The sequence below is a fragment of the Amycolatopsis sp. cg9 genome (assembly GCF_041346945.1).
Classification (GTDB): Bacteria; Actinomycetota; Actinomycetes; order Mycobacteriales; family Pseudonocardiaceae; genus Amycolatopsis.
Genome location: NZ_CP166850.1, coordinates 1,550,300 through 1,576,150, shown reverse-complemented (window position 1 = coordinate 1,576,150; position 25,851 = coordinate 1,550,300). Strand labels below are relative to the sequence as shown.

The window sequence follows — 25,851 nt, the reverse complement described above, 5'->3', positions numbered from 1 at the left end:
TCCAAAGCGGTACTGAAAACAGTACTGTGGGCCCGCTTAGAGTACAGTACGACGGGCCTGGGGTGGCCGGAAGACGTAGGAGATAGTGAACCGATGCGCCCCGAACCCCGCCGACGGCCGACCGCGCGCCAGCGCGCCCTGCTCGGCGAGCTCGAGGCGCTCTTCCTCGCGGAGGGGTTCGCCGGCTTCACCCTCGACGACCTCGCCGCCCGCCTGCGCTGCTCGAAGTCGACGCTCTACGCGCTCGCGCCCAGCAAGGAGCAGCTCGCCGTCAAGGTCGTCACCCACTTCTTCCGGGGCGCCGGCGAGCGGATCGAAGAGCGGATCGCCGGGATCGACGACGCCCGCAAGCTCATCGGGGAGTACCTGGCGGGCGTCTCCGAGCACCTGAACCGGGCGTCGGCGGCGTTCATGCGCGACCTCGCCGAGTTCGGCCCGGCGCGCGAGGCCTACCAGGTCAACAGCCGGTTCGCGGCCGGGCGGCTCCGGCAGTTCATCGACAAGGGCGTCGCCGACGGGGTGTTCCGCGACGTCCACGCCCGGCTCGTGGCCGAGATGACCGGGCTGATCATCGAAGGCATCCAGACCGGGGAGCTGGGCCGGCGCACCGACGTTTCCGACGCCGAAGCGTTCACCGCTCTGGGTGAACTGCTGCTCGGCGGGCTGAACAAATAGCGGACAGGAATTGTCAGCCCGCAATCGATAAACTCCCCGCGTGATCGTCGTAGGCGGAGAAGCTCTGGTCGACCTGGTTCCCGGCGACCCCTTGGATTCCACTGTGGACGGTGGGCTGCGCGCGCTGCTGCCCCGCCTGGGCGGCGGCCCGTACAACGTCGCGCTGGCGGCCGGCCGCCTCGGCGTGCCGACGGCCTTCCTCTCGCGCGTGTCCACCGACCGCTTCGGCGACGCGATGGTCGAGCGGCTGCACGCATCGGACGTCGGCACCGCGCTGCTGCAGCGCGGCGACGAACCGACGACGCTCGCCGTGGTCGCGCTCGACGCGAAGGGCGCCGCGCGCTACACGTTCTACGTCGAGGGCACCGCGGACCGGCTCGTCGCGGATCCGGGACCGCTGCCGGACACGGTGACCGCGCTCTCGCTCGGCACCCTCGGCATGGTCCTCGAACCCGGCGCGTCGGCGTACGAGGCGATGCTGCGGCGCGAGGCCGCGCGCGGCGTGCTGACCGTCCTCGACCCGAACATCCGCGAGGCGCTGATCACCGACCCGGCCGCCTACCGCGCCCGGTTCGCGTCCTGGCTGCCGGACGTCCGGCTGCTCAAGATCTCCGACGACGACGCCGCGTGGCTCACCGGCGGCGCCGACCCGATCGCCGCCGCGAAGACGTGGGTCGAGTCCGGTGTGGACGCCGTGGTGCTCACCCGGGGCGCCGACGGGCTCGCGGTGATCACCGCCGCAGGTGAGCTGGCCCACGTGCCGTCGCGGAAGGTCGAGGTGGTCGACACGATCGGCGCCGGCGACACCGTGCAGGGCGCGCTGCTGGCCTGGCTGCACACCCGGGAGGTCGCCGACCTGGCCTCCCTCGACGCGGACGCGTGGCGCGAGGCCCTCGCTTTCGCGGCGAAAGCGGCGTCGATCACGGTGTCGCGCAGCGGTGCCGAGCCGCCGACGTCCGCGGATATGGCGTCGAGCGTGTGAACCTGGTCCCAAAGGGGCCCCCAGGAGCAACGCCACCGCTGCGCGAACACCAGTTCCTCGACTAGCGTAGAGGGGCATTCTTCATACCCCAGCGGGGCGGTGTGCAGCGAGGCGCCAGTGTTTCCTCGCGTGAACACGTGGCTACCTGTGAAACGTACAGGCGCCGCCGCTCCGTGCCGAACGTGAGAGGGACTTGCATGTCCGACGCGACGACTGCGGGGCAGTCCGGCGGCGAAACCGCGAAGCTGACCCTGCCGAGTGGCGAGCACGAGTTCAAGATCGTCCACCCGGTCGAGGGCGCGCCCGGGATCGAACTGGGGAAGCTGCTGGCGCAGACGGGGTACATCACCTACGACCCCGGTTTCGTCAACACCGGCGCCGCGTCGTCCGCCATCGCCTACATCGACGGTGACGCCGGCATCCTCCGCTACCGGGGCTACCCGATCGAGCAGCTGGCGGAGAAGTCGACCTTCGTCGAGGTCTCATACCTCCTGATCTACGGCGAGCTGCCGACCCAGGCCCAGCTGGCCGACTTCACCGAGAAGATCCAGCGCCACACGCTGCTGCACGAGGACCTGAAGGCCTTCTTCAGCGGCTTCCCGCGCGACGCGCACCCGATGCCCGTCCTGTCCAGCGCGGTGTCGGCGTTGTCGACCTTCTACCAGGACTCGCTCGACCCGTTCGACGAGCCGAACGTGGAGCTGTCCACCATCCGGCTGCTCGCCAAGGTCCCGACCCTGGCCGCGTACGCGTACAAGAAGTCCGTCGGCCAGCCGCTGCTCTACCCGGACAACTCGCTGGGCCTGGTCGAGAACTTCCTGCGGATGACGTTCGGCTTCCCGGCCGAGCCGTACGAGGTCGACCCGGACATCGCGAAGGCGCTGGACCTGCTGTTCATCCTGCACGCCGACCACGAGCAGAACTGCTCGACCTCGACCGTGCGCCTGGTCGGCTCGTCCGAGGCCAACCTGTTCGCCTCGATTTCGGCGGGCATCAACGCGCTGTTCGGCCCGCTGCACGGCGGCGCGAACGCGGCGGTCCTCGACATGCTCGAGGGCATCCAGAAGGACGGCGGCGACGTCGCCAAGTTCGTGGAGCGGGTGAAGAACAAGGAAAAGGGCGTGAAGCTGATGGGCTTCGGGCACCGGGTCTACAAGAACTACGACCCGCGCGCGAAGATCATCAAGAACACCGCCGACGAGATCCTCGGCAAGCTGAAGGGCGGCGACCAGCTGCTCGACATCGCCAAGAAGCTCGAGGAAACCGCCCTTTCCGACGACTACTTCGTCGAGCGGAAGCTGTACCCGAACGTGGACTTCTACACCGGCCTGATCTACCGGGCGCTGGGCTTCCCGACGAAGTTCTTCACGGTGCTGTTCGCGCTCGGCCGCCTGCCGGGCTGGATCGCGCACTGGCGCGAGATGATCAACGACCCGGCCACGAAGATCGGCCGCCCGCGGCAGATCTACACCGGCCACGCGTCGCGGGACTACACCCCGATGTCGGAGCGCTGAGCCCTCACCCCGGTAACCGCCCCGCCGTGCACCCGCACGGCGGGGCGCTTATCGTTGTGCGGCGTGACCAAAGAAGCACCCGTCGTCCTGTGGTTCCGCCGCGACCTGCGGCTGGGCGACCACGCCGCCCTGCTCGAAGCGTCGAAGCACAGCAAGCACGTGCTCGCGTTGTACGTCCTCGACGAGGCGCTCATCAAGCCGTCCGGCGCCGCCCGTGAGGCCTTCATGTACGGCTGCCTGGAGAAGCTGGACGAGCAGCTCGGCGGCCGGCTGATGCTCGTGCGCGGCGAGCCGGCGGCGGAGGTCGTGAAGGCCGCGAAGAAGATCGGCGCGGCCGCCGTGCACGTCAGCGCCGACACCGGCCCGTACGGCCGCCGCCGGGACGCCGAGGTCGCGAAGGCGTTGGCCGAGCAGGGCATCGACTGGGTCGAGACGGGCTCCCCGTATGCCGTGACGCCGGGCCGGGTCACCAAGCCGGACGGCGATCCCTACCGCGTCTTCACGCCGTTCTACCGCGCCTGGACCGCGCGCGGCTGGCACTCGCCCGCGGACACCGGACCGTCCCTTGTGGACTGGGTGGAACCGCCGCGTTCGCTGAAGATACCCAAGGCGCCCAAGGTTTCCGCGACCCTGCCCGAGCCGGGCGAGCAGGCCGCGCTCGACGTCTGGCACGAGTTCCTCGACGACGGCATCGAGACCTACGACTCCGATCGCGACCGCCCGGACCGCGAGGGCACCACGCGGCTGTCGCCGTACCTGCGCTGGGGGTGCATCCACCCGCGGACCGTCCTGGCGGACCTGGCGGGTGACGACCGCGTCGGCGCGAAGTCGTTGCGCAGCGAGATCTGCTGGCGCGAGTTCCACGCCGACGTCCTGTGGCACCGGCCGGAAACCGCGCGGAAGAACTACGACAAGCGGTTCGACGGGATGAAGCACGACACCGACCCCGAGGCGTTCGAGCGGTGGTGCGCGGGCAAGACGGGCTACCCGATCGTCGACGCGGGGATGCGGCAGCTGCTGGCCGAGGGCTGGATGCACAACCGGGTGCGGATGGTCGTCGCGAGCTTCCTGGTGAAGGACCTGCACCTGCCGTGGTGGCTGGGCGCGCGCCACTTCATGAAGCACCTCGTGGACGGCGACCTGGCGTCGAACCAGCTGAACTGGCAGTGGGTCGCGGGCTGCGGCACCGACGCGGCGCCGTACTTCCGGATCTTCAACCCGACGACGCAGGGGGAGAAGTTCGACCCGAACGGCGACTACGTGCGGAAGTACGTGCCGGAGCTGCGGCCGGTCCAGGGCAAGGCGGTGCACAAGCTGAAGGACCGGCCGGCGGAGTACCCGGAGCCCATGGTCGACCACGCCCACGAGCGCCAGGTTTCCTTGGAGCGCTACGGGAAGATCACGTCGTGATCAGCGGCCGGGCGCGCCACACGATGGCGAGCCGGGGATCGCCGGTGGCGCTCGGCTCGACCCGGTCCACGGTGAAGCCCTCGCGCTCGTAGAACGCGCCGGCCCGCTCGTTGGCCGCGAAATGTTCGAGGCAGAGGCGCCCGGTACCGGCGGGCAGCTGCCGGACCAGGGCGTCGAGCAACCGCGGGCCGAGCCCGCGGCCGCGGTGCTCGGGATGGACGTAGAGCTTGTAGACGACGTGGTCGGTCCCGTCGTGGCCACGCTGCCCGACGCCCGAGAGCCCGCCTTCGTCATCGGCGACGACCACCCGCCCGGCGGCCACCGCCGCGGCGAGGTGCGGTTCGTTCCACCAGTCGCGGACCTGCGCGTCCGCGGCGGCCGCGCCGATCAGCGGTGCGTAGTGCGGCCGGATGTGCGTCTCGCCGAACCGGACGATCGCCGCGACGTCGTCCGGCCCGGCCGTCCGCACATCAGCCACGCAGGGCCTCCGAAAGCTTGATGCGGCTGCCGATGCGCAGGACGCTGTTGCCGTAGATCTTGCCGCCCAGCCAGGTCAGCAGCGCGACGGACGCCAGCGTCAGCGCGAGCGACAGCCCGATCTCCCAGCCCGCCGCCGCGCCGGTGGAAATCCGGGCCGGCATCAGGATCGGGGACAGCAGCGGGACCAGCGAGACGACCTTCACCGCCGTGCCCGAGGGGTCCTGCAGCAGCAGGTTGAAGCCCGCCACGAACCCGATGACGAGGATGATGTTCAGCGGCCCGACGACCGACTGCGTGTCTTCCTGCCGCGACACGAGCGAGCCGAGCGCGCCGTAGATCGTGGCGTACAACAGGAAACCGAGCAGGTACCAGAGCAAACCCCACAGCACCGCGCCGGTCGCGAAGCCGGACAGGGTGAACACGCCGGTCACCGTCGCGGCCAGCAGGCCCACCGCGCCGAGGACCACCAGCTGGGTCAGGCCGACCAGGCCGATGCCGATCACCTTGCCCAGCAACAGCTGCCACGGCCGGACGCTGGCGAGCAGCAGCTCCACGACCCGGCTCGACTTCTCCTCGACCACGCCCTGGGCGACCATCATCCCGTAGGTGATGATGCTCATGTAGAGCAGGAACGCGACGATCAGGCCGAGGACCAGCCGCTGCGTGTGGTCGGCGGGTTCGGGCGAGAGGGCGTCGTCCTGCACGTGGGTGCTGTTCACCTGCGCCATCACGACGGCCGGTTCGAGCTGTGCGGACGACAGGACGCCGTCGAGCACCTGCTGCTGGGCGACCTGATCGAGCACCCGGCGCAGCTGGTCGTCCAAAGCGGACTTGTACGTGGCGGTCAGCTTCGCCGCGCTGCCCGAGACGAGCGCGTCGAGATCGCCGTTCTCGACCGCCTGCCTGCCCTCGGCCGGATCGGTGACGGTGACCGTTTCGACCTGGCGCCCGGACTGCGCGGCGGCGACCTGCAGCTGCTTGGCGATCCCGGTCGCCTGCCCGGTCAGCCCCACCGTGCTCTTGTCCGACGAGCCGGCCAGCGCGGTCTGGAACCCGACGTAGCCGAGCAGCAGCACCAGCAGCACCGCGGTGCCGATCACGAACGACCGCGTGCGCAGCCGCGTGTTCAGCTCGCGCTTCAGCACCAGCCAGACGGCCCGCCGTCCGCTCAACGTCTTCATCGTCCCCCCTCTTCGGCCACCGCGTCGCGGAACAGCTCGGTCAGCGAGCGGCGACGGCGGCTGAACTCGGTGACCGGTCCGGTGGCCAGCGCCGCGGCGAGCACGGCCTGGTCGTCGGCGCCCGGGTCGAGGTCGAGCACGGTGGTGGCGCCGTGGTCCTCGGCGACCCGCACCCCGGGCAGGCCCGCGGCCCAGCCGGGGCGCGCGGCCGGCGCGGTGACCACGAGCTTGCTGCTCGCGCCCGCGGTCAGTTCGGCAACCGCGCCGACGGCGACCATCCGGCCCCCGCGGATGATCCCGACCCGGTCGCAGAGCCGTTCGACGAGGTCGAGCTGGTGGCTGGAGAACACCACGGGCACGCCGGCGGCGGCCTTTTCCCGCAGCACCCCGCTCATCACGTCGACGGCGAGGGGGTCGAGGCCGGAGAACGGCTCGTCGAGCACCAGCACGGCCGGGTCGTGCACCAGGGCCGCGGCCAGCTGGACGCGCTGCTGGTTGCCGAGGCTGAGCTTCTGCACCTCGTCCTTGCGGCGCTCGGCCAGCCCGAGCCGGGTGATCCACGCCTCGGCGTTGCGGTGGGCCTCGTTGGTGCCGAGACCGTGCAGCTCGGCGAGGTAGACCAGCTGGTCCAGCACCTTCATCTTCGGGTACAGGCCGCGTTCCTCCGGCATGTAACCGATGTGCGTGCGGGCCTCGTGCGTGACCGGCCTGCCGTCGAAGCGCACCTCCCCGCCGTCGGCGGCGAGCACCCCCAGCGCGATCCGCATCGTCGTGGTCTTCCCGGCCCCGTTGCTGCCGACGAAGCCGAACAGCTCCCCGGCGCGGACGTCGAACGAGACGCCGTCCAGCGCGACCTTCGTGCCGTAGCGCTTGGAGATCCCGTCGATCTCCAGCGTCCCCTCGGTCATGTCCTCACCCTAAGCCACGCGAACGCCCGGCAAGCTCGTCGGATGGTCGGCGTGGGGCTGGTCACCACGCTCAGGCGAGTCCGGCCAGCGACTTGTCGACGAGTTCCGCGACCCGGGCCCGCGCGGCTTCCGCGTCCGCCGGGACCAACGCCAGCCGCGTGCGGCGCTCCAGCACGTCCGAGACGTCCAGCGCCCCCTCGTTGCGGACCGCCCACACGACCTCCGCCGCCGTGATCCCGGTGCCGGGTGCCACCGGCGCCGCGAACTCCGCGTCCAGTTCGCCCAGCGCCGCCACGCGCGGGGCCTCGGTCCCGTACCGCGCCACCAGCCGCGCCGGAGCGTCCACAAGGGACAGCTCCGGGCGCGGAGCCGCGCCCAGCAAAGGCAACCGCGCCGTCCGGCACGGTGAAACGGGGAGGCCGGCCAGGCGGATCGCCGCGTCGACGGCGTCCTCCGCCATCCGGCGGTAAGTGGTCAGCTTGCCGCCGACCACGGTCAGCAACCCGTCGGCACCGGCCAGCACGGCGTGCTTGCGGGACAGGTCCGCCGACCGCCCGCCGCTGCCTTCGACCAGCGGCCGCAACCCGGCGTACGAACCCGCCACGTCCGCCCGGGTCAGCGGCCGCGAGAGCACCGAGGAAGCCAGCGACAGCAGGAAGTCCACATCGGACTCGGGGACCGTCGGCACGTCGGGGATCGAACCCGAGACCGGCTCGTCCGTGAGTCCCAGGTAGACCCGCCCGTCGGGCTGGGGGAGCAGGAAGACGAACCGGTTGGTCTCGCCGGGCACGCCGATGTTGACCGACGTCGTGCCCATCGGCACCGTCCCCGGCGCGAGCACCAGGTGCGAACCGAGCGACGGCCGCAGGCGCACCGAGCCGGTCAGGGTGCCCGCCCACACGCCCGTCGCGTTGATCACCTGGCGCGCGTGGATGTCGAACGAGTCGCCCGAAACGCCGTCGACGACCGCGACCCGGTCCGCCGAGAGCGACGAAGCCGACAGGCGCGTCAGGATTCGCGCGCCGAACGACGCCGCCGTGCGGGCCAGGGAAACCACCAGCCGGGCGTCGTCGACCAGTGCGCCGTCGTAGGCCAAGAGGGCGCCGCGCAGCCCGTGCGCGGAAAGCCCCGGAGCCAGCGCCAGCGCTTCGACGGGAGGGATGGTCCGCGGCCGCGGCAGCACCGACGACGGCGTGCGCGCCGCCCGGCGGAGCGCGTCGCCCGCCCGGAGCCCGGCGGCCACCAGCGCCTGCTGGGCCCGGGAAGTGCTGGGGTACAACGGGAACAGCTGCGGCATCGCGCGCGTCAGGTGCGGCGCGGTCCGCGTCATCATGATGCCCCGCTCGACAGCGCTTTCGTGCGCCAGGCCCAGCTCCCCGTGCGCCAGGTACCGCAGGCCGCCGTGCACGAGCTTCGAAGACCAGCGCGAAGTCCCGAACGCGAGGTCGTGCGCTTCCACCAGCGCCACCGACAGCCCGCGGGAAGCCGCGTCCAGTGCGATGCCCGTGCCGGTGACGCCGCCGCCGACCACGACGACGTCGACGCGCTCGCCCGAGGCCAGCTCGGTGAGTTCGCGGTCGCGGCGGCGCGCGTTGAGGGAGCCGGACGTCACGGCTTCAAAGCCGCGTCGAGCACGTGCGTGAATTCCGCCAGCAGCGCCGCTTCGTCGACGTCCGCGGTCGCGGGCCGCAGCGAGAACGCGAACGACTGGACCACCAGCAGCACCGCCCGGGACTGGGCCGCGACCGGGGCGCGCCGGATCGAGCCGTCCTGGTGGCCGGCCGCCAGGAGCTGGTGCATCGCCTGCTCGGCGAACTTCTGGGTCGCGCCCAGCCGCTCGACGATGTACGGCAGCACGAGCTCGGGGTCGACGTCGAGGAGCGTGCGGAACAGCGGGTCGGCCGACAGCGCGCGGACGCCGGCCGAAGCGATGAGCACGAGCCGCTCGCGGCTGTCCGCGGCGTCGGCGCCGCGCTCGCTCGCCGTGCGCAGCAGCCCGCTGAACTCGCGGGTCATCAGCGCCGCGAGCACGCTGCGGACGTCGGGGAAGCGGCGGTAGACCGTCATGCGGCTGACGCGGGCGGTGCGGGCGATTTCGGCGAGTGTGGTGCGGCGCACACCGACGGCCAGCACGCACGAGCGCGCGGCGTCGAGCAGCACGTCATCGGCCACTCTGGTCGCCGTCTGACGGCTGCGGGTGTCCGCGAGCGCGGAGGGTCCCGCCGTCTGCGTGGTGTGACGTTTCACGTCCATATGTCACACTGTAGTCGTGAACGCGCTCATTGACCACCGTCTCCGCCGGTCCTGGACCGCGGAAGCCGCCGATGCCGCCCAGCTGCCCGCGCGAGCGGCCAAGTGGCTTGAACAGCGTATCGGCCAAGTGGCCCCCGGTGCTGCCCCGGCGAGCGAATTGCCGGTGGAAATACCGTCACGGAAACTGGACGAATCTGCAGCCGACGCGTTGTCGGAAGTGGTCGGCGCGGAGAACGTGCTGGTGGACGACGCGGCGCGGCTGGCGAGGGCGACCGGGCTGTCCTACCTCGACCTGCTGCGGCGCCGGTCGGCAGCGGTGGCGTTCCCGGTGCCCGACGCGGTCGTGCTCCCCGCCGACGCCGACGAGGTCCAGTCGGTGCTCGACGCGTGCGTCCGGCACGACATCGGCGTCGTCCCGTTCGGCGGCGGCACGTCGGTGGTCGGCGGCGTCGCGGCGCTGCGCGGCGACAAGGCGTCGGTGATCGCGCTCGACCTCGTCCGGCTCGACGCGCTGGTGTCGGTCGACGCCGAGTCGCGCATCGCCGTGCTGCAGGCCGGCGTCCGCGGGCCCGAAGCCGAGCGCCTCCTCGGCGAGCACGGCCTGACGCTCGGGCACATCCCGCAGTCGTGGGAGCGGGCCACGATCGGCGGCTTCGCGGCGACGCGCTCGGCCGGCCAGGCCTCGTCGGGCTACGGGCGGTTCGAGGACATGGTCACCGGCGTGCGGCTGGCGACCCCGCGCGGCGAGTGGAAGCTCGGCGTGGCGCCCGCGTCTGCCGCCGGGCCGGACCTGCGCCAGCTCGCGATCGGCAGCGAAGGGGCGCTCGGCGTGATCACCGAGGTCGCGCTGCGGGTGCGGCCGGCACCGGCGGTCCGCCGGTACGAGGGGTACGCGCTGCCCGGCTGGGGAGCCGGCCGCGAGGCGGTCCGCGACCTCGCGCAGCACCACGCGCTCGCCGACGTCACCCGGCTGTCCGATGTGGACGAAACCGAGGTTTCGCTGGCGCTGAACGCGGGTCTCAAGACGGGGGCGCTGCGCCGCTACCTCGCCGCGCGCGGGGTGCGGCGGCCATGCTTCCTCATCGTCGGCTGGGAAGGCACCGCGCACGACGTCGCGGTGCGCCGCCGCGAGACCACGCGCCGGCTGAAGGCGCTGGGCGCGGTGCGCGTCGGCAAGGCGCTCGGCGAGTCCTGGCGTCACGGCCGGTTCGCCGGACCCCGCCAGCGCGACGCGCTGCTGGACCGGGGGATCTGCGTCGAGACGCTGGAAACCGCGGCCTACTGGTCCAATGTGGACGAACTGCGCGACGACGTCCGCGCCGCGCTGACGGCGTCGCTCGGCCCGGCGATCGTGATGTGCCACATTTCGCACGCGTACGAAACCGGCGCGTCGCTGTACTTCACGGTGCTGACGGCCCGCGACGAAGCCGACCCGGTCGGCCAGTGGCAGCGCGCGAAGGCGGCGGCGTGCGAGGCGATCACCGGGCTCGGCACGATCTCCCACCACCACGCGGTCGGCGTCGACCACGCGCCCTACCTGAGCGCGGAAATCGGCTCGCTGGGCGTGGAAGTGCTGCGGGCGGCGAAGTCCGCGGTGGACCCGACCGGGATCCTCAACCCGGGGAAACTGGTCTGAGCACTTCGCACGGCACGCCGTGGCCGTCCGCGGCGACGCCTTCGAGCGCCGCCGCTTCGGCCTGCGGGACGTCGGTGGTGCGCACCGGCTCGCCGTCCACCAGCAGGGGGTAGCGGATCGGCGCGGCGCCGACGTAGGTGTGCACCTCGGTCAGCCGGGTGCCGTCTTCGAGGGTGACGTCGGGTTCGGTCAGCCGGGCCAGGTGGTAGCGGGTGCCGCGGCCCTCGCAGCGGTCGAGCACCGCCAGCTGGTCCGGCGTCACGAACCAGACGGCGTGCTCCTCGACGCCGTCCAGCGCGGTGATGGTGGCCGGCCGCTGGTCGTCGACCACGCGGAACCCGGCGGCCCACACCGCGGCGAGCCCGGCGCAGCGCGCGTGCGCCACCACGACCGGGCCTTCGAGCCCGAGCCGCGCGCGCAGCCAGCTGATCTTCGACGGGTTCGCGTTCGAGCCGTACGCCAGCACGGCCAGCCGGTCCCGCCAGCCGTCGGGTGCGGTGTCGAGCGGGTGCCCGACCCCGTCGAAGTGCACGAACGAGTAGCCCGGCCGCGACCCGGGGTAGGGCTCGGCCGGGTACTCGTCGTCGGTGAAGAGGGTCAGAACGTCACCACGCTGCGCAGGACCTCGCCGCGGTGCATCCGCTCGAAGGACTGCTCGACGCCGTCGACGCCGATCCGTTCGGTGACGAACTTGTCCAGCGGCAGCCGGCCCTGCAGGTAGAGGTCGACGAGCATCGGGAAGTCGCGGCTGGGCAGGCAGTCGCCGTACCAGGACGACTTCAGCGAGCCGCCGCGCGAGAAGAAGTCGATCAGCGGCAGGTCGTTCAGCCGCATGTCCGGCGTCGGCACGCCGACCAGCACGACGGTGCCGGCGAGGTCGCGCCCGTAGAACGCCTGGCGCCAGGTTTCGGGGCGGCCGACCGCGTCGATGACGACGTCCGGGCCGAAGGAGTTCGTCGCGTCCTGCATGGCTTCGACGACCTGCGCTTCGGAAAGGCCCCGGCTGTTCACCGTGTGGGTGGCGCCGAAGTCCTTGGCCCAGTCCAGCTTCCGGTCGTCCATGTCGATCGCGACGATCGTCGTGGCGCCGGCCAGCTTCGCGCCCGCGATGGCGGCGTCCCCGACGCCGCCGCAGCCGATCACGGCGACCGAGTCCCCGCGCGTGACGGCGCCGGTGTTGATGGCGGCGCCGAGCCCGGCCATGACCCCGCAGCCGAGCAGCCCGGCGACGGCGGGTTCGGCTTCGCGGTCGACCTTGGTGCACTGTCCGCTGTGGACGAGCGTCTTCTCGAGGAAGGCGCCGACGCCGAGCGCGGGCGACAGCTTGGTGCCGTCGGCCAGCGTCATCGGCTGGGCGGCGTTGAAGGTGGCGAAGCAGTACCACGGCTTGCCGCGCTTGCAGGCCCGGCAGGTGCCGCAGACCGCGCGCCAGTTGAGGATGACGTAGTCACCGGGCTCGAGATCGGTGACGCCGTCCCCGACGGCTTCCACGACACCGGCGGCTTCGTGGCCGAGCAGGAACGGGAAGTCGTCGTTGATCCCGCCTTCGCGGTAGTGCAGGTCGGTGTGGCAGACCCCGCAGGCCTGCACGTTCACGACGGCCTCGCCGGGCCCGGGATCGGGCACGACGACGGTTTCGAGCGAGACGAGTTCGCCCTTCGCCCGCGAAACGACCCCCTGCACCTCGTACGGCATGCGAATCCACCTTCCGGCTCCTGCTGGTCCTGCCCGCAGCTAATCACGGATCACGCGGAGATGGCGACATCCGCATGAGTGAGGTTCGGTGGCGATCACGCAACAAGTTGCGCCCTCCGCAACTGCGGTGGTGGATGTCATGACGGCTCCGGCAGCGTCATCGACGCCAGCCGCGCCGGGTCGGCCACCGCGGCGATGCCGGTGACCCGGCCGTCCGCGACCACGAACGCCACCACCGACAACGGCGATCCGTCCCCGCGCCACGCCACCACGCCCGGCAGCCCGCCGACCAGCACCGCGCTCCCGTCGGACGCCGCGCCGAACTGGGCGCCCGCCGCCACCTTCGTCGCGCCCAGTACCACCACCACGCCGCCCGGGGTGTCCACCGTCAGCTGGACGTCCGGGTCGAGGACCCGCAGCAAGCTCTCGAAGTCGCCGTCGTGGGCCGCGCGCAGGAACGCCTGGACCACTTCGCGCTGCGAGGAACCTCCCGCCGCCGGCGGCCGGTCCGCGGCCCGCACCTTGCGGCGGGCGCGGCTGGCCAGCATCTTCGTCGCTCCCGCGGACTTGCCCAGGATGCGGCCGAGCTCCTCGAACGGCACCGCGAACAGGTCGTGCAGCACGAACGCCAGCCGCTCGGCGGGCCCCAGCGACTCGAGGACCACCAGCAGCGCCAAGCCCACCGAGTCGGCGCGGGCGACGTCCTCGGTGCCGTCGTCGATCGCCACCACGATCTCGTCGTACGGGGACTCGGGGCGGGACTTGCGCGAGCGCAGGACGTCCAGGCTGATCCGGCCGACCACCGTGGTCAGCCAGCCGTCGAGGTTTTCGATGGCCGCCGCGTCCTGGCGGGACAGGCGCAGCCAGGCCTCCTGGACCGCGTCCTCGGCGTCGGCGTGCGACCCGAGCAGGCGGTGCGCCACCGCGAGCAGGCGCTCGCGCCGGGCTTCGAACGCTTCGGCCAGCGTGTCGGGCATGTCGTTACCTTCCTCGGTCCGGCTCCGTCGTGGTGGTGACGAGCCCGGAGGGGCACAGGTAACCGATGGAGGAAACGATGGAAGCACGGCTGACGAGCGAGAGCAGCCCCGAGGTGGTCGGCGCGGTCCAGCAGCTGTTCAAGGCGGTGCACGGCGCCGGGGTCGACCCGCTGCTGCTCGAACTGGTCCACCTGCGGGCCAGTCAGATCAACGGCTGCAGCCCGTGCGTCTTCGCGGGTGTCGCGTCGGCGAAGCGGCAGGGGGAAACCGACGAACGGCTGCACAACGTCGTCACCTGGCGCGAGACGCCGTTCTTCACCGAGCCGGAGCGGGCGGTGCTCGCGCTGACCGAAGCCGCGACGCGGATCCAGGACGGCCGGCCCGGCGTCACCGACGAGATCTGGGCGGCCGCCGCCGTGCACTTCGACGACAAGCAGCTGTCGGCGATCGTCCTGAACATCGCGCTCACCGGCTTCTTCAACCGGATCAACCGCGCGATCCGGGAGCAGGCCGGCAAGACCTGGTGAAGCCGTGAAGGCCACCTTCAGGAACGTAGGGTTCCTGAAGGTGGCCTTCGCGAACATCAGGCGGGGGTGATGATGTACGCGATGCCGCCGGGGCCGCCCGCCACCGTGCCGTCCGCGCGGTAGCGCTTGGTCCGCTGCCAGATCTTCTCGAACTGGTCGCGCTTGTAGACGTTCCGGACGCGGTCGTTGCTGCTGGCCGCCGGGTCGTTGGCGATCACGTCGCCGTCCTTCGTGAACCCGACGACGACCATGATGTGGCCCGCCGTCCCGTAGCCGGCGCCGTCCAGCTCCGAAGCGAGGAACGACTGCGACGTGATCACCGGGATGCCGCGGGCGATGTAGCCCTCCAGCTCGTTCAGCGAGTGCAGCCGCGTGATGTGGCCCTTCAACCCGCGCGACGCCGCGTAGGCGGTGTTGAACGGCCAGTTCCCGGTGCCGTCGTAGGCGTGGTCGTAGGTGTAGCGCGCCGCGAACGCCACCTGCGGGTCGACGTAGTCGGCCGGGATCCACGACATCTCCTCGGCGGACGGCTTCTTGCCCCAGTACTCGGCCACCATCTCGGTCGACGTCGGGCTGCACCACGCCTCGCCGCCCCCGCCGTACTGCGGGAACTGTCCCTTGTGGAGGTTCTGCGCGTAGGTGGGCACCTTCAGTTCGATCCCGGTGGCGCGGCCCGGCTTCGTCGGCTGCACCTCGAAGCGGTCCGGCACCGCGGACGTCATCGCGCCCAGCAGCGACACCGACGGCGTCGCGCCCGAGCCGGCTTCGCGGTAGAGGCTGATCCGCAGCTTGTACGACTTCAGCGTCACCCCGGCCTTCGTGACCAGCGTGTCGACGTCCACCAGCGCGTTCGCGTCGTCCTGGCCGTCGACGCTGGTGCGGAGGACATCGGCGTCCCCGCTGGCCCAGCGGCCCATCACGTACCACCCGGTTTCGGCGCCCGCCGACGTCCGGCCCTGCGCCTCGACCTGCAGCCACGTCTTGGCCGGCGTCTTTGCGTTCCAGGACGCGACCAGCTGCGTCGCGCCGAAGCCCTGCCGGTACGAGGGCGACGTCCACTGGCTGTACTCGTACGTCCGCGTCGTGCCGAGCTCCGGCTCGGTGTGCTGCACGGTGCCGATCGGGCGGGTGATGCGCAGGCCGTCCCGGGTCAGCGCGAGCCCGGCGAAGTCGCCTTCGTGGAAGCGGCCGCCGGTCCACTCGTGGTAGTCGACGGCTTCGTCGTCGCGCGGCCCCGCTTCGGCGACCTGAACGGTTACGGCTGTCAGCACGACAACCGACAACAATGTGAACAGACTGCGTACCCGCATCGCGGCTCCTCGCTCGACCCACCCAGTAGGCGAGGATTTTCGCCGGTCCGGCGAGGTATGTAAACAGGTACCTACAGGACGGCCTGCGTCTGTGTCACTTTCGCGACCAACTTGCCCTCGTCGTCGTGGATCTCCGTCTCCACCACGACGAACTTGCGCCCGGCGTGCAGTGGTCTGGACGACGCAACGGCGTAGCCCGAACGCACCGCGCGCAGGAAGTTCGTCTTCGACTCGACGGTGGTCGTGCCCTGCCCGCCTTCAGGCAGGTTGAGGAACGCGCACACGGCCCCGGTCGAGTCGGCCAGCGCCATGAGCGCACCCCCGTGCAGCGCGCCACCGAGCGTGCAGAGGCTCTCGTCCCACTTCAGCCGGCTGCGGACGAGCGCGCGCCCGTGTTCCAGCACCTCGACGCCGAGGCGCTCGGAGAACGGCATGGAGCGGTGGAAGAGCTGCGTGCCCTCGGGATCGGTCATGCCCCGCAGCTTGCCCGAAAGCCCGCCGCGGGGCGATTACCTCCGACGTAACGTCAGGACAGCGGGTTGACCAGCAGCAGCTCGGTGTTGTGGTCCCCGCTTGCGCCGACGCGGCCCGGGTCGGTGTGGATGTCGTTGTAGGACAGTTCGCGGTACAGCGACGCAAGCGCTTGCGGGGTCCGGGCGCCGTAGTCCACCGCGTACGGCGCCTCCGCCTCGATCAACGTCGTGAACAGCGACAACGTGCCGTCGGCGTTGTCCGCGACCTCGACGATCCGGGCGTGCTGCGGGAAGTCGACGTGCGACGCGGTGTTGATCTCCCATAAGCCCTGCTGCGGGGTGTTCCCGGCGTGCGCCGTGATCTGGTTGCGGTGCGTGTGGCCGTTGACCCAGGCCAGCACGTTCGGGAACCGCTTGAGCAGTGCGACGAACGCGTTGCCGTCCAGGCGCGGGTCGAGCAGGTGACGCGAGTCCGGCAGCAGGTTGCCCATCGAGCCGCTGGTGTGGTGGCTGAACAGGATGAACAGCTCGTCGGTGACGGCGTGGGTGACCTTGCGGCCGAAGAAGTCGTAGTACGCCGAGCTGTTGCGCTTGAGCGTCGACTCCACCCAGGAGTACTGCGCCAGCCCGATCGAGCCGTCCGCGAACCCGGCGTCGGTGGTCGTGTCGAGGCTGATCCCGGTGATGCCCGGGGCGATCCGGAACGTGTAGTAGACGTTCTTGCCGTCGGCGTTGGCGCTGGTGAAGCCGTGGCCGGCCGGGCCGGGCCCGGTGTTGGCCGCATCCAGGTGCGCGCGGACGAACTCGCCGGTGCTGAACGGGCGGCGCCGCGCGTCCGGCGTGATCTCGCGGATGGTGCCGGAACCGCCGAACAGCTCGGCGACCGGGATGCTCGAACCCGGCTTCTTGATGGCGTCGGCGAGCTTCTTCGCGGTGGTCTCGTCCTTGCCGATGACCTTGTACTTGCCGGTGTACCAGGCGTCGATGCCGGGGATCCGGGCCGGCAGCGAGCCGACGATGCTGTCGTCGTGGTTGCCGAAGGTGCAGAACCACGGCACGTCGAGGCCCGGCGCGGTGAACGTCTTCATGGCCGCTTCGAGCAGGCCCGGCAGCTGCGGGAAGCCCTTGGCCGAGTAGTCGTCGCCGACGCCCGGGATCGAGGGGTTCCAGTACTCCTTGTTGCCCGAGCTCTGGACGCCTTCGTAGGCGTTCGGGTCGCCGGAGCCCGGGGTGACGGTGCCGCCGTTGAGGACCTTGAGGAACCAGTCGAGCTCGATCAGCTCGTGGTTGTCGGTGTTGTCGCCGGTGGTGACCATCAGGTCGAACGGCCGCCCGGTGAACGGGCCCTGCCGCACGCTGTTGACGCGCTCGACCAGCGCGCTGGTGGCCACGGTGCCGAGCGCTTCCTGCGGCCGGTGCGCGGAGCCGATGAAGGGGTGCAGGTACTCGAACCGCGCGGGGCTTTCGGTGTCGGTGATGTGCAGGTCGGTGAACTGCACGAAGGCGCTGAGCGCGCGGCGGCGGTCGTCGCGGCCGCTCTGCGGCGCGGCGAGGTCGCTCCGGACGACCAGGGGCCAGCCCGGGCCCGCGGACAGCCGCGAGTAGCCGGTGCCCGACGCCGTCGCGACCTGCTCGAGCGTGGTGCCGGTGGTGCTGACCGACCGCGTGCCGGTGAGCCGCAGGGCGCGGTCGAGGGCGTTCGCGGTGGGCGTGCAGAGCAGGAGCCCGAGACCGGCGGCGCCCGCGGTGGCGACGGTGCGCCGGGTGAGTTCGGCCATGGTTGTTCCCCAATCCGGCCAAAAGTAGGCCGACCTTCGAGCGGTACGCAACCGTTGCTGCGCAATCATTCGGCCGTGACTGTGGCCGGATTGGGGAACGATCGGCACAGTCGCTCCCCAGTCTTCTCGGTTGCCAGCACCGTGCCGGACGTCGGTGACCGGGCGGTGAACGTGACATTTCGAGCTACCCTGTCACGGGCGTCGAGGTGGGTGTACCGCCGAAGGTCGTGGTCATTTCCGCCGCGCGGCGAGACCGTCCAGGATGACTTCGGTGCCGAGGGCGAACAGGTCGTCGGCGCTGGTGCGGGCGAACGCCGGACCGAGGGCCTTGACCGCGGGGAAGCCGTCCAGCCGGCGCTGGAACTCGGGATCCGGCCGCGCGGGCGTCTCGGCCGACGCGAAGACGTGCGCGGTGAGCAGCCGGGCGATGCCCGCGGTGTCCTCGGGCGTGAAGCCGGCTTCGAGGAGGATCCGGCACGTCGTTTCGATGTGGGCGAGGCGGTTCGGCCCCGGCAGGCGGTCCCGGAGCAGGGTCGCGGCGTCGCGGTGCCTCAGCAGGAGCGCGCGGAACTGGTGCAGACCCTGCTCGAGCTGTCCGCGCCAATCCCGCGTCCCGTCGATGTCGAACGCGTCCTCGCAGACGGCTTCGGCGAGCAGGTCGAGGAGCTGCGCTTTGTCCTTGACGTGCCAGTACAGCGTCGGCGAGCTGACGCCGAGCCTGGCGGCGAGCCGTCGCGTGCTCAGCTCGGCGAGCCCGGCCTCGTCGAGGAGTTCGAGGGCGGCTTCGGTGATCTGACGGCGGTCGAGCGGCACCCGGCGCACTCTATCAGTGATAGATTGGTCTCTATCGCTGATAGAGGGGGCTCGGGATGCGGTGGTGGACAGCGGGGTGCTCGCTGCTTTTCGCGATCGGCACGGCACTGCAGAACTTCGTGGTGATCGACCACGACCTGGTGGCGCGCGCGGCTGTCCTGGCCGGCGCGCCGCCGTCGGACGGCTTCCTGACGGGGCTGAGGCTGGTCGGAGACGTCTACCTGGCCGGGAACCTCCTGGGGCTACTGGCCTTGACCGGTCGAAGGTGGGTGTTCTGGCTGGTCCTGGCGGTGAACGCGACCCAGGCGGCGGGCGTGTTCGCGATCCCGCCGTCGGTGTGGCGGGCGACGCTCGACCTGTACGGCTGGCCGGGCCTGCTGCCCTCGGTGGTCACCGACGGCGGCGCGCTCGTGCTGACGCCGGCCCTGCTGTGGTGGCGGTTCAGCCCGTCAGGCCGGACTCGGTCACGCCGCGCACGAGGTACCGCTGCAGGAACGCGAACAGCAGCACGATCGGCAGGATTGACACCGCCGCCGCCAGGAACAGCAGGTTCAGCTGCGGGTTCTGCGCCGTCAGCAACCCCGACAGCGCCACCTGGACCGTCCACGAATCCGGCGACTGGGCGATGATCAGCGGCCACAGGAACGCGTTCCAGCTGCCGATCACCGTGATGACCGCGATCGCCGCGAAGAACCCCTTCGAATTCGGCACCACGATCCGCCAGAACACGCCCCAGCGGGTGAGCCCGTCCACCCGCCCGGCTTCCTCCAGCTCGCGCGGGAAGTCCAGGAAGTACTGGCGGAACAGGAACACGCTGAACGCGCTGAACAGCCCGGGGATCACCAGGCCGCGGAAGTCCGACAGCCAGCCCAGTGACGAAACCACCACGAAGCTCGGCACGAACGTCACCGACGTCGGGATCATCAGGGTCGCCAGCACCGCGTAGAACACGATCTTGGCGTGGCGGTACGGGATCCGCGCCAGGCCGTAGCCGGCCAGGGAGCAGAGCACCAGCAGGCCGGCCGTCTGCAGCACCGCCACGATCGCCGAGTTGAGCAGGCTCCCGGCGAACGGGACGTCGTCCGAGGAGAACAGCTTCGAGAAGTTCTCCCAGTGCACCGTGGACGGGAAGAACGTCCACTCGGGAGCGGTGATCTCGGCCCGGGACGCCAAGCCGTTGCGCAGCAACAGGTAGAAGGGCAGCAGGAACAGGACCGCCGCCACGATCAAGGCGGCCCAGCGGAGGAACGCCCTCATGCCGTCCTCCCGAAGCGCAGCACCCGGCCCTGCACCAGGGTGACGAGCGCGATGATCAGCGCCAGGATCACCGCGCCCGCGCTGCCGCGGCCGAGGTCCTGGCCGCCGGAGCCCAGCGACGTGTAGTAGAGGTAGACCAGGGGCGGCCGGGCGAAGGGCGGGTAGCCGCGGCTGTCGCCCATGATGTTGTAGAACTCGTCGAACGCCTGGTAGGCGTTGATCAGGTTCAGCAGCAGCACCGCCACCGCCGTCGAGCGCAGCTGCGGGAGCGTCACGTACCGGAAGACCTGCCAGCCCGGCTTCGCGCCGTCGAGCCACGCCGCTTCGTAGAGGTGCTGCGGGATCCGTTGCAGCGCCGCGATGAACAGGATCATGTAGAAGCCCAGCTGCAGCCACAACCGGGCCGTCACCAGCACGATCCAGTACAGCGGCGGGTGCACCGTCCCGGTCCACGCCACCGGGTCCACCCCGAAGACCGAAAGCACCGTGTTCGCCAGTCCGTATCGGACACCCGAGAACAACGACGTCTTCCAGATCAGCGACGCCACGACGTACGAGCACGCGAACGGCAGGAAGAACACCGAACGGAAGAACGCGCGCGCGAACCGCAGCTGGTTGACGCCGAGCGCGAGCGCCAGCGACAGCACGAACGTCAGCGGCACGATGAAGACCGCGAACACGCTGAACGTGCCCAGGCTCGACAGGAACGGCTCGTCGGTGAGCATGTGCCCGTAGTTGTCCAGCCCGACGAAGTCCGTCGGGGTCACGGTGTTCCGCGCGTCGAAGAACGAAAGGTACGCGCTCCAGCCGATCGGCAGGTACGCGAAGATCGCCAGCCCCAGCAGGAACGGCCCGACGAACAGCCAGAACGCGCGCGTGTCGCGCCGCTTCATCCGAACAGGCGCTTCAGCTCGGCCTTCGCCACCTCGACCGCCGTCTTGACCTGGGCCGCCGGGTCCGCGCCCTCCTTGGCGATCTTCGCGGCCGCGTCGGACAGCGCCGTGTTCGCCTGCTGCGTCCACACCGGACCGCCGACGAGGTGGCTGTTCTCCTTGACGAACCGGGCCGCGTCGGCGGCCGGGCCGTTCTTGAGGTTGTCCGCGCGGTCGATCAGGCTTTGGCGGGCCGGCACGTGGAAGCCGAACTTCGTCGCGAATTCGAGCTGGTTCTGCGTCTGGTCGATCCACAGCCACTTCACGAACGCCTTGGCCTCGGCGACGTGCTCGCTCTTGGCGTTGACCATCGCGCCGTACGCGCCGACCGGCACCGACGGCGCCCCGCTGCCGTCCAGCTTGGGGAACGGGAGCACGCCGAAGTCGTCGTCGAACGCCGAGCGGATCTTCGGCACGTTCCACAGCCCGGTCCACTGCATCGCGGCGAGCCCGTCGACGAACGCGCCGGGGTCCGACCAGTCGGCCGGCGCGCCGAGCAGCAGGGAACCGTTGGTGTTGAGCGTGTGCAGCTTGCCCAGCGCGGTCGCCGCGCGCGGGTCGTCGAAGCCGACCTCGCGGTTGCCGTTCTTGAGGTAGTCGAGGCCCGCCGACCACAGCAGCGGGCCGGTGAGCACGCCGACGCCGCCGTCGTTGCCGGCGAAGAGGCCCTTGATGCCATCCTTCGTCAGCTTCGCCGCCGCGTCGATCAGCTCGTCGACCGTCTGCGGCGGCTGCACGCCGGCGGCCTGCAGCAGGCTCTTGCGGTAGAAGAGCACCTGCGTGTCGGTGGCCTGCGGGATGCCGTAGACCTTGCCCTCGACGGTCTGCGCGGCCAGCACGGCCGGGCTGAAGTCGCCCTTCACCGGCGCGATGACGTCGTCGAGCGAGACCACCTGGTTCTGCCGCACCCAGTCGATCTTGACCTGCGCCTCGAAGACGTCCGGCACCTTGCTGTTCTGCAGCGCGGTGACGATCTTGGAGTCGTAGTCGCCGGGGTTCCACTGCACGTTCACGGTCGCGCCGGGGTAGCTCGCGGCGTACCGCTTCACGGCTTCCTGGACGCCGTCCTCGCCGTAGGCGTGGTACCACTGCTGGAGCGTGACCTTCGGGGCGTCCGACGGCGGCGGCCCCGCCGAGTACGCCGTCGAGGGCGGCGGGTCACCCTGCCGCCCGGTGTTCGACCCGCACGCCGCGGTCAGCGCGCCCGCACCCGCCAACGCCAAGAACTTGCGCCTGTTATGCATCCCCAGAACCCCTCCGACGTGCTCTGAAGGCCACCATGAGGGCGTTAGGTTCCCTCATGGTGGCCTTCAGAGGCATGAAGACTCGCCGGAGATTTACCCGTTAGAGCTGGGCGATGTCGAGCTTTCCCTCGGAGTAGGACGCGCGGATCCGCTTCTTGTCGAACTTGCCGACGCTCGTCTTGGGGACTTCGTCCACGAACGTCCAGTTCTCCGGCAGCTGCCACTTCGCGACCTTGTCGCTCAGGAAGTCGCGCAGCTCTTCCGGTGTGGCGGTCTGCCCCTCCTTGAGCACGACGGCGACCAGCGGCCGCTCGTCCCACTTCTCGTCCGGGATGCCGACGACCGCGGCCTCGGCCACCGCCGGGTGGCCCATGACCTGGTTCTCCAGGTCGACCGAGGAGATCCACTCGCCGCCGGACTTGATGACGTCCTTGGCGCGGTCGGTCAGGGTCAGGTAGCCGTCGGCGCTGATCTTGCCGACGTCACCGGTGCGCAGCCAGCCGTCGTGGAACTTGTCCGGGTCGACCTGCGAACCGCCGTAGTACGAGCCGGCGATCCAGGGGCCCTGGACCTCGAGCTCGCCGACGGCCTCGTTGTCCCAGGGCAGCACCGTGCCGTCGTCGTCGATCAGCCGCGCGGTGACGGACGCCGGGAAGCGGCCCTGCGTGTAGCGGTAGCGCCAGGCCTCGTCACCGGTCGCGGACGCCGGCGGGCGGGCGACGCTGCCCAGCGGCGACGTCTCGGTCATGCCCCACGCGTGCAGGATCGACACCTTGTGCTTCTCCTGGAACGCGTGCATCAGCGACGGCGGCACCGCCGACCCGCCGACGACGACTTCGCGCAGGTGGGAGATGTCCTGCGGGTGTGCTTCGAGGTGGGCGAGCAGGCCCTGCCAGACGGTCGGGACCGCGCCGGCGAACGTCGGCTTCTCGGCCGCGAGCAGCGCCGCGAGCGGGGCCGGCTGGAGGAAGCGGTCCGGCATCACCAGCGACGCGCCGACCATCAGCGCCGCGTACGGCAGGCCCCACGCCATCGCGTGGAACTGCGGCACGATGGCCAGCGCCTTGTCGCTCTGCGCGAGGTTCATGCTGTCGCTCATGCAGACCTGCATCGAGTGCAGCCAGATCGAGCGGTGTGAATAGGCGACGCCCTTGGGGTCACCCGTCGTGCCCGAGGTGTAGCACATCGCGGCGGCGGAGCGCTCGTCCACTTCCGGCCAGTCGAAGGTGTCCGGCTGGGCGGCCAGCAGCTCGGCGTAGGCGTGCACCTGGACGCCGTCCGGTGCTTGAAGCGACGCCGCGTCGCCGTTGGCCACGATGACGTGCCGGACGGTCTTGAACTCGGGCAGCTGCTTGGCCAGCAGCGGGACGAGCGTGCCGTCGACGATGACGACCTGGTCCTCGGCGTGGTTGGCGACGAACGTCAGCTGCTCGGGGAAGAGCCGGATGTTCAGGGTGTGCAGCACGGCGCCCATCGCCGGGACGGCCAGGTAGGCCGCCAGGTGCTCGGCGTTGTTCCACATGAACGTGCCGACGCGCTGGTCGCCGGTGACGCCGAGGCTCCGGAGCGCGTTCGCGAGGCGGGCGGCGTTGCGGCCGAGCTCGCCGTAGCTCTCGCGCCGGGCTTCTGAACCGGTCCAGGTGATGACTTCGCTCGCCGAGTGCACCGACGTGCCGTGGCGGAGCAGGGTCGCCAGCGACAGCTGGCCGTCCTGCATGGTGCTCAACATGGTCGCTCCCGGGGGTCGTTCGCCGGTGAACTGGGGTTGCGCCGACTCTAGTGCGGATCGGGTGAAGCGGGCATGGTCAACAACGGCTCCGTTCGGTCACGGTCGTCGCGCGATCGGGCGACGACCGGACGATGATCAAGATCATCAATTTATGCGCCTTTCCTTATAGGCAAGGAAATGCGCGCTGTAACGGAGGCTCCACTTCCGGGTGAGTCTGGCCACTCGAGCCGCTTCTTGGGAGCGTTTCCGCAGGCCGGAGCGGGTTGCCCGGTATCACCTCCGGGGGTAATAAGTGCGTGTCGGTTGCACGGCCACGAAGCCGGTGGCGTTTACTGGGGCCGTGGCAAGAGACGGCTGAGCAGCGCTTGCAGGAGCAAGCGCTCACAAAAGCTGTCGGCCGCGAAAGCGGAGACCTGAGAGGAAAGGACACTACGTTGGCTCTGCCTACGTTGACTCCGGAGCAGCGCGCCGAGGCCCTGGCCAAGGCCGCCGAGGCTCGCAAGGCGCGTTCGGAGCTGCTCGCGTCGATCAAGTCCGGCAAGGAGAGCATCGAGAAGGTGCTCAAGCAGGCCAAGGAGAACAAGACCATCGGGAAGACGAAGGTCACCCAGCTGCTGAAGGCCGTCCCCGGCCTCGGCGCGGTGAAGGTCGCCGCCCTGCTCGAGCAGGCCGGCATCGACCCGGACCGGCGGGCCGCCGGCCTGGGCGAGCGCCAGCGCGAGGCGCTCATCGACGCGCTCAAGTAGCTCGTCACCCGGAGCTCCCGCGAGGGGAGTGTCGCTCGTGACACTCCCCTCGCGGATCTCCCGAAGCCTGGGACGCTGGTGGGGTGAGCTCACCTGACCCGGCGACCCCGGCACTCGACCTCGCCGCCCGCTACCAGCGTGGCGACTTCTTGTTCACGACGGCCCAGCGCGCACTCCTCGCGCAGGGCACCCTCCGGACCGTCACCGAGACGGACCCCCGCCGCCTCGCTTCGGCGATCCCCGGCGTGCTGGCCGAGACCGGCGCCCCCCTGGCCGTCGGCGTCCTCCCGTTCGACACCGGGCCCGACACGAAGGTGCCGGGCCACTTGGTCGTGCCCCGGACCGTCCACCGCGCCGAAGGTGCCCCCTCGCTGCCGCGTGAGGTCCTGCCGGCGCCCACGCGGGTGCGCGCGGTCCCGTCCCCCGCGCGGCACGTGGCCGCCGTCTCGGCGGCCGTCGACGCCCTGGACGCACGTGACCTGCGCAAAGTCGTCCTGGCACGCGCTCTCGACCTCGAGTTCGCGGCGCCGGTGCCCGCCGAACGCATCGTGCGCAACCTGGCGGTCGGCAACCCCCGCCACTTCACGTACGCGGCCGAGCTGCCCGGCGGCCGGTCCCTGGTCGGCGCCACCCCCGAGCTGCTGCTGCGCCGCACCGGCCGCACGGTGTTCTCGTCCCCGCACGCCGGCTCGATGCCGCGGTCGGCCGACCCGGCGACCGACCGCGCCAACGGCGAGGCGCTGCGGACGTCCCGCAAGGACCAGCTCGAACACGCGGTGGTCATCGACTACCTCGTCGAGGCGCTGCGGCCGTTCTGCCGCACGCTGGACGTCCCGGCGGGCCCGGAGCTGGTGACGACGCCGGCGATCTGGCACCTGCGCACCCCGATCACGGGCGAGCTGATCGACCCGGAGATCACGGCTCTCGACCTCGCGGCCGCCCTCCACCCGACCCCGGCGATCTGCGGCACCCCGACCGACGGCGCCCGCGACCTGGTCCAGGAACTGGAGCCCTTCGACCGCGACTACTACGCGGGCGCGGTCGGCTGGGTGGACGCCACCGGCGACGGCGAATGGGCGGTGGCGATCCGCTGCGCGGAAATCGCGTCGACCTCGATGCGGCTGTACGCGGGCGGCGGCATCGTGGCGGCTTCGGACCCGCAGTCGGAGCTGGACGAGACAACGGCGAAGTTCCGCACCCTCCTGACGGCGATGGGCCTGGCGGACCTCACCTCGGTCTGACCCCGGCCCAAAGCACCCCAATGTGGCGTTCGGTGCGTCAGACGCACCCAATGTGGCGTTCGGTGCGTTGGACGCAACCAACGCCACATT

General features: G+C 70.8%; 24 protein-coding genes. 8 read left to right on the top strand and 16 right to left on the bottom strand.

Annotated features, from left to right (window positions below; genetic code table 11):
- The first annotated feature begins 93 nt into the window (after positions 1 to 93).
- From AB5J73_RS07095 to AB5J73_RS07080, 4 genes are all read left to right on the top strand, one after another.
- Positions 94 to 675, top strand: coding sequence for a TetR/AcrR family transcriptional regulator (locus AB5J73_RS07095; RefSeq protein WP_370968903.1), 582 nt, complete (start codon positions 94 to 96; stop codon positions 673 to 675).
- Between the two features lie 40 nt (positions 676 to 715).
- Positions 716 to 1,657 (top strand): carbohydrate kinase, encoded by a 942-nt coding sequence (locus tag AB5J73_RS07090; protein ID WP_370968902.1) that lies wholly within the window; start codon positions 716 to 718, stop codon positions 1,655 to 1,657.
- A gap of 197 nt (positions 1,658 to 1,854) precedes the next feature.
- A complete protein-coding gene (locus tag AB5J73_RS07085) occupies positions 1,855 to 3,171 on the top strand; it encodes a citrate synthase (protein WP_370968901.1) in 1,317 nt (438 codons plus the stop codon).
- A 63-nt stretch (positions 3,172 to 3,234) separates the two neighbouring features.
- Positions 3,235 to 4,581 (top strand): deoxyribodipyrimidine photo-lyase, encoded by a 1,347-nt coding sequence (locus tag AB5J73_RS07080; protein WP_370968900.1) that lies wholly within the window; start codon positions 3,235 to 3,237, stop codon positions 4,579 to 4,581.
- On the opposite strand, the gene AB5J73_RS07075 is transcribed toward AB5J73_RS07080, so the two are convergent.
- From AB5J73_RS07075 to AB5J73_RS07055, 5 genes are all read right to left on the bottom strand, one after another.
- Positions 4,571 to 5,059, bottom strand: a complete 489-nt coding sequence (locus tag AB5J73_RS07075) for a GNAT family N-acetyltransferase (RefSeq protein WP_370968899.1) — start codon at positions 5,057 to 5,059, stop codon at positions 4,571 to 4,573. The genes AB5J73_RS07080 and AB5J73_RS07075 overlap by 11 nt on opposite strands.
- Positions 5,052 to 6,242 (bottom strand): ABC transporter permease, encoded by a 1,191-nt coding sequence (locus tag AB5J73_RS07070; protein ID WP_370968898.1) that lies wholly within the window; start codon positions 6,240 to 6,242, stop codon positions 5,052 to 5,054. Before AB5J73_RS07070 ends, AB5J73_RS07075 begins: the two co-directional genes overlap by 8 nt.
- Entirely contained in the window at positions 6,239 to 7,150 is a 912-nt protein-coding gene (locus tag AB5J73_RS07065) for an ABC transporter ATP-binding protein (protein WP_370968897.1), read from the bottom strand. Before AB5J73_RS07065 ends, AB5J73_RS07070 begins: the two co-directional genes overlap by 4 nt.
- Positions 7,151 to 7,220: 70 nt before the next feature.
- A complete protein-coding gene (locus AB5J73_RS07060) occupies positions 7,221 to 8,762 on the bottom strand; it encodes a glycerol-3-phosphate dehydrogenase/oxidase (protein WP_370968896.1) in 1,542 nt (513 codons plus the stop codon).
- Positions 8,759 to 9,322, bottom strand: coding sequence for a TetR/AcrR family transcriptional regulator (locus tag AB5J73_RS07055; RefSeq protein WP_370972976.1), 564 nt, complete (start codon positions 9,320 to 9,322; stop codon positions 8,759 to 8,761). The genes AB5J73_RS07060 and AB5J73_RS07055 overlap by 4 nt, the downstream gene beginning before the upstream one ends.
- Before the next feature lie 97 nt (positions 9,323 to 9,419).
- Between AB5J73_RS07055 and AB5J73_RS07050 the strand changes: the two genes are divergently transcribed.
- A complete protein-coding gene (locus AB5J73_RS07050) occupies positions 9,420 to 11,039 on the top strand; it encodes an FAD-binding oxidoreductase (RefSeq protein WP_370968895.1) in 1,620 nt (539 codons plus the stop codon).
- Here the strand turns inward: AB5J73_RS07050 and AB5J73_RS07045 are convergent.
- The 3 genes from AB5J73_RS07045 to AB5J73_RS07035 form a co-directional block, all read right to left on the bottom strand.
- Entirely contained in the window at positions 11,017 to 11,571 is a 555-nt protein-coding gene (locus AB5J73_RS07045) for a gamma-glutamylcyclotransferase family protein (RefSeq protein WP_370968894.1), read from the bottom strand. The genes AB5J73_RS07050 and AB5J73_RS07045 overlap by 23 nt on opposite strands.
- Before the next feature lie 65 nt (positions 11,572 to 11,636).
- A complete protein-coding gene (locus AB5J73_RS07040) occupies positions 11,637 to 12,734 on the bottom strand; it encodes an S-(hydroxymethyl)mycothiol dehydrogenase (protein WP_370968893.1) in 1,098 nt (365 codons plus the stop codon).
- 137 nt (positions 12,735 to 12,871) lie between these two features.
- Complete coding sequence (locus AB5J73_RS07035; protein WP_370968892.1) at positions 12,872 to 13,711, bottom strand: sigma-70 family RNA polymerase sigma factor; 840 nt, start codon at positions 13,709 to 13,711, stop codon at positions 12,872 to 12,874.
- Positions 13,712 to 13,788: 77 nt separating this feature from the next.
- Between AB5J73_RS07035 and AB5J73_RS07030 the strand changes: the two genes are divergently transcribed.
- Positions 13,789 to 14,238, top strand: coding sequence for a carboxymuconolactone decarboxylase family protein (locus AB5J73_RS07030; RefSeq protein ID WP_370968891.1), 450 nt, complete (start codon positions 13,789 to 13,791; stop codon positions 14,236 to 14,238).
- 56 nt (positions 14,239 to 14,294) lie between these two features.
- On the opposite strand, the gene AB5J73_RS07025 is transcribed toward AB5J73_RS07030, so the two are convergent.
- The 8 genes from AB5J73_RS07025 to AB5J73_RS06990 all read right to left on the bottom strand — a co-directional run bounded on the left by AB5J73_RS07025 (position 14,295) and on the right by AB5J73_RS06990 (position 23,774).
- A complete protein-coding gene (locus AB5J73_RS07025) occupies positions 14,295 to 15,548 on the bottom strand; it encodes a peptidase C39 family protein (protein WP_370968890.1) in 1,254 nt (417 codons plus the stop codon).
- 71 nt (positions 15,549 to 15,619) lie between these two features.
- Positions 15,620 to 16,021 carry a PaaI family thioesterase gene (locus tag AB5J73_RS07020; protein ID WP_370968889.1) on the bottom strand — a complete coding sequence of 134 codons (402 nt, stop codon included), beginning with the start codon at positions 16,019 to 16,021 and terminating at the stop codon, positions 15,620 to 15,622.
- A 53-nt stretch (positions 16,022 to 16,074) separates the two neighbouring features.
- Entirely contained in the window at positions 16,075 to 17,799 is a 1,725-nt protein-coding gene (locus AB5J73_RS07015) for a TIGR03767 family metallophosphoesterase (RefSeq protein WP_370968888.1), read from the bottom strand.
- Positions 17,800 to 18,030: 231 nt separating this feature from the next.
- Positions 18,031 to 18,612 carry a TetR/AcrR family transcriptional regulator C-terminal domain-containing protein gene (locus AB5J73_RS07010; RefSeq protein ID WP_370968887.1) on the bottom strand — a complete coding sequence of 194 codons (582 nt, stop codon included), beginning with the start codon at positions 18,610 to 18,612 and terminating at the stop codon, positions 18,031 to 18,033.
- 441 nt (positions 18,613 to 19,053) lie between these two features.
- Positions 19,054 to 19,869, bottom strand: coding sequence for a carbohydrate ABC transporter permease (locus AB5J73_RS07005; RefSeq protein WP_370968886.1), 816 nt, complete (start codon positions 19,867 to 19,869; stop codon positions 19,054 to 19,056).
- Positions 19,866 to 20,762 carry a carbohydrate ABC transporter permease gene (locus tag AB5J73_RS07000; protein ID WP_370968885.1) on the bottom strand — a complete coding sequence of 299 codons (897 nt, stop codon included), beginning with the start codon at positions 20,760 to 20,762 and terminating at the stop codon, positions 19,866 to 19,868. Before AB5J73_RS07000 ends, AB5J73_RS07005 begins: the two co-directional genes overlap by 4 nt.
- Positions 20,759 to 22,045 carry an ABC transporter substrate-binding protein gene (locus tag AB5J73_RS06995; RefSeq protein WP_370968884.1) on the bottom strand — a complete coding sequence of 429 codons (1,287 nt, stop codon included), beginning with the start codon at positions 22,043 to 22,045 and terminating at the stop codon, positions 20,759 to 20,761. Before AB5J73_RS06995 ends, AB5J73_RS07000 begins: the two co-directional genes overlap by 4 nt.
- 100 nt (positions 22,046 to 22,145) lie before the next feature.
- On the bottom strand, positions 22,146 to 23,774 hold the full coding sequence (locus tag AB5J73_RS06990; protein WP_370968883.1) for a long-chain fatty acid--CoA ligase: 1,629 nt from the start codon (positions 23,772 to 23,774) through the stop codon (positions 22,146 to 22,148).
- 434 nt (positions 23,775 to 24,208) lie between these two features.
- Here AB5J73_RS06990 and mihF point away from each other — a divergent pair, with 434 nt between their 5' ends.
- Positions 24,209 to 24,520 (top strand): integration host factor, actinobacterial type, encoded by a 312-nt coding sequence (mihF, locus tag AB5J73_RS06985; protein ID WP_051767699.1) that lies wholly within the window; start codon positions 24,209 to 24,211, stop codon positions 24,518 to 24,520.
- Positions 24,521 to 24,603: 83 nt separating this feature from the next.
- Positions 24,604 to 25,761 (top strand): isochorismate synthase, encoded by a 1,158-nt coding sequence (locus AB5J73_RS06980; RefSeq protein ID WP_370968882.1) that lies wholly within the window; start codon positions 24,604 to 24,606, stop codon positions 25,759 to 25,761.
- Positions 25,762 to 25,851 lie beyond the last annotated feature (90 nt).

Coding starts and splice junctions, on each gene's coding strand:
- AB5J73_RS07095 (WP_370968903.1), top strand. CDS start 94: ATGCGCCCCGAACCCCGCCGACGGCCGACCGCGCGCCAGCGCGCCCTG.
- AB5J73_RS07085 (WP_370968901.1), top strand. CDS start 1,855: ATGTCCGACGCGACGACTGCGGGGCAGTCCGGCGGCGAAACCGCGAAG.
- AB5J73_RS07070 (WP_370968898.1), bottom strand. CDS start 6,242: ATGAAGACGTTGAGCGGACGGCGGGCCGTCTGGCTGGTGCTGAAGCGC.
- AB5J73_RS07065 (WP_370968897.1), bottom strand. CDS start 7,150: ATGACCGAGGGGACGCTGGAGATCGACGGGATCTCCAAGCGCTACGGC.
- AB5J73_RS07040 (WP_370968893.1), bottom strand. CDS start 12,734: ATGCCGTACGAGGTGCAGGGGGTCGTTTCGCGGGCGAAGGGCGAACTC.
- AB5J73_RS07035 (WP_370968892.1), bottom strand. CDS start 13,711: ATGCCCGACACGCTGGCCGAAGCGTTCGAAGCCCGGCGCGAGCGCCTG.
- AB5J73_RS07030 (WP_370968891.1), top strand. CDS start 13,789: ATGGAAGCACGGCTGACGAGCGAGAGCAGCCCCGAGGTGGTCGGCGCG.
- AB5J73_RS07025 (WP_370968890.1), bottom strand. CDS start 15,548: ATGCGGGTACGCAGTCTGTTCACATTGTTGTCGGTTGTCGTGCTGACA.
- AB5J73_RS07020 (WP_370968889.1), bottom strand. CDS start 16,021: ATGACCGATCCCGAGGGCACGCAGCTCTTCCACCGCTCCATGCCGTTC.
- AB5J73_RS07015 (WP_370968888.1), bottom strand. CDS start 17,799: ATGGCCGAACTCACCCGGCGCACCGTCGCCACCGCGGGCGCCGCCGGT.
- AB5J73_RS07005 (WP_370968886.1), bottom strand. CDS start 19,869: ATGAGGGCGTTCCTCCGCTGGGCCGCCTTGATCGTGGCGGCGGTCCTG.
- AB5J73_RS07000 (WP_370968885.1), bottom strand. CDS start 20,762: ATGAAGCGGCGCGACACGCGCGCGTTCTGGCTGTTCGTCGGGCCGTTC.
- AB5J73_RS06995 (WP_370968884.1), bottom strand. CDS start 22,045: ATGCATAACAGGCGCAAGTTCTTGGCGTTGGCGGGTGCGGGCGCGCTG.
- AB5J73_RS06990 (WP_370968883.1), bottom strand. CDS start 23,774: ATGTTGAGCACCATGCAGGACGGCCAGCTGTCGCTGGCGACCCTGCTC.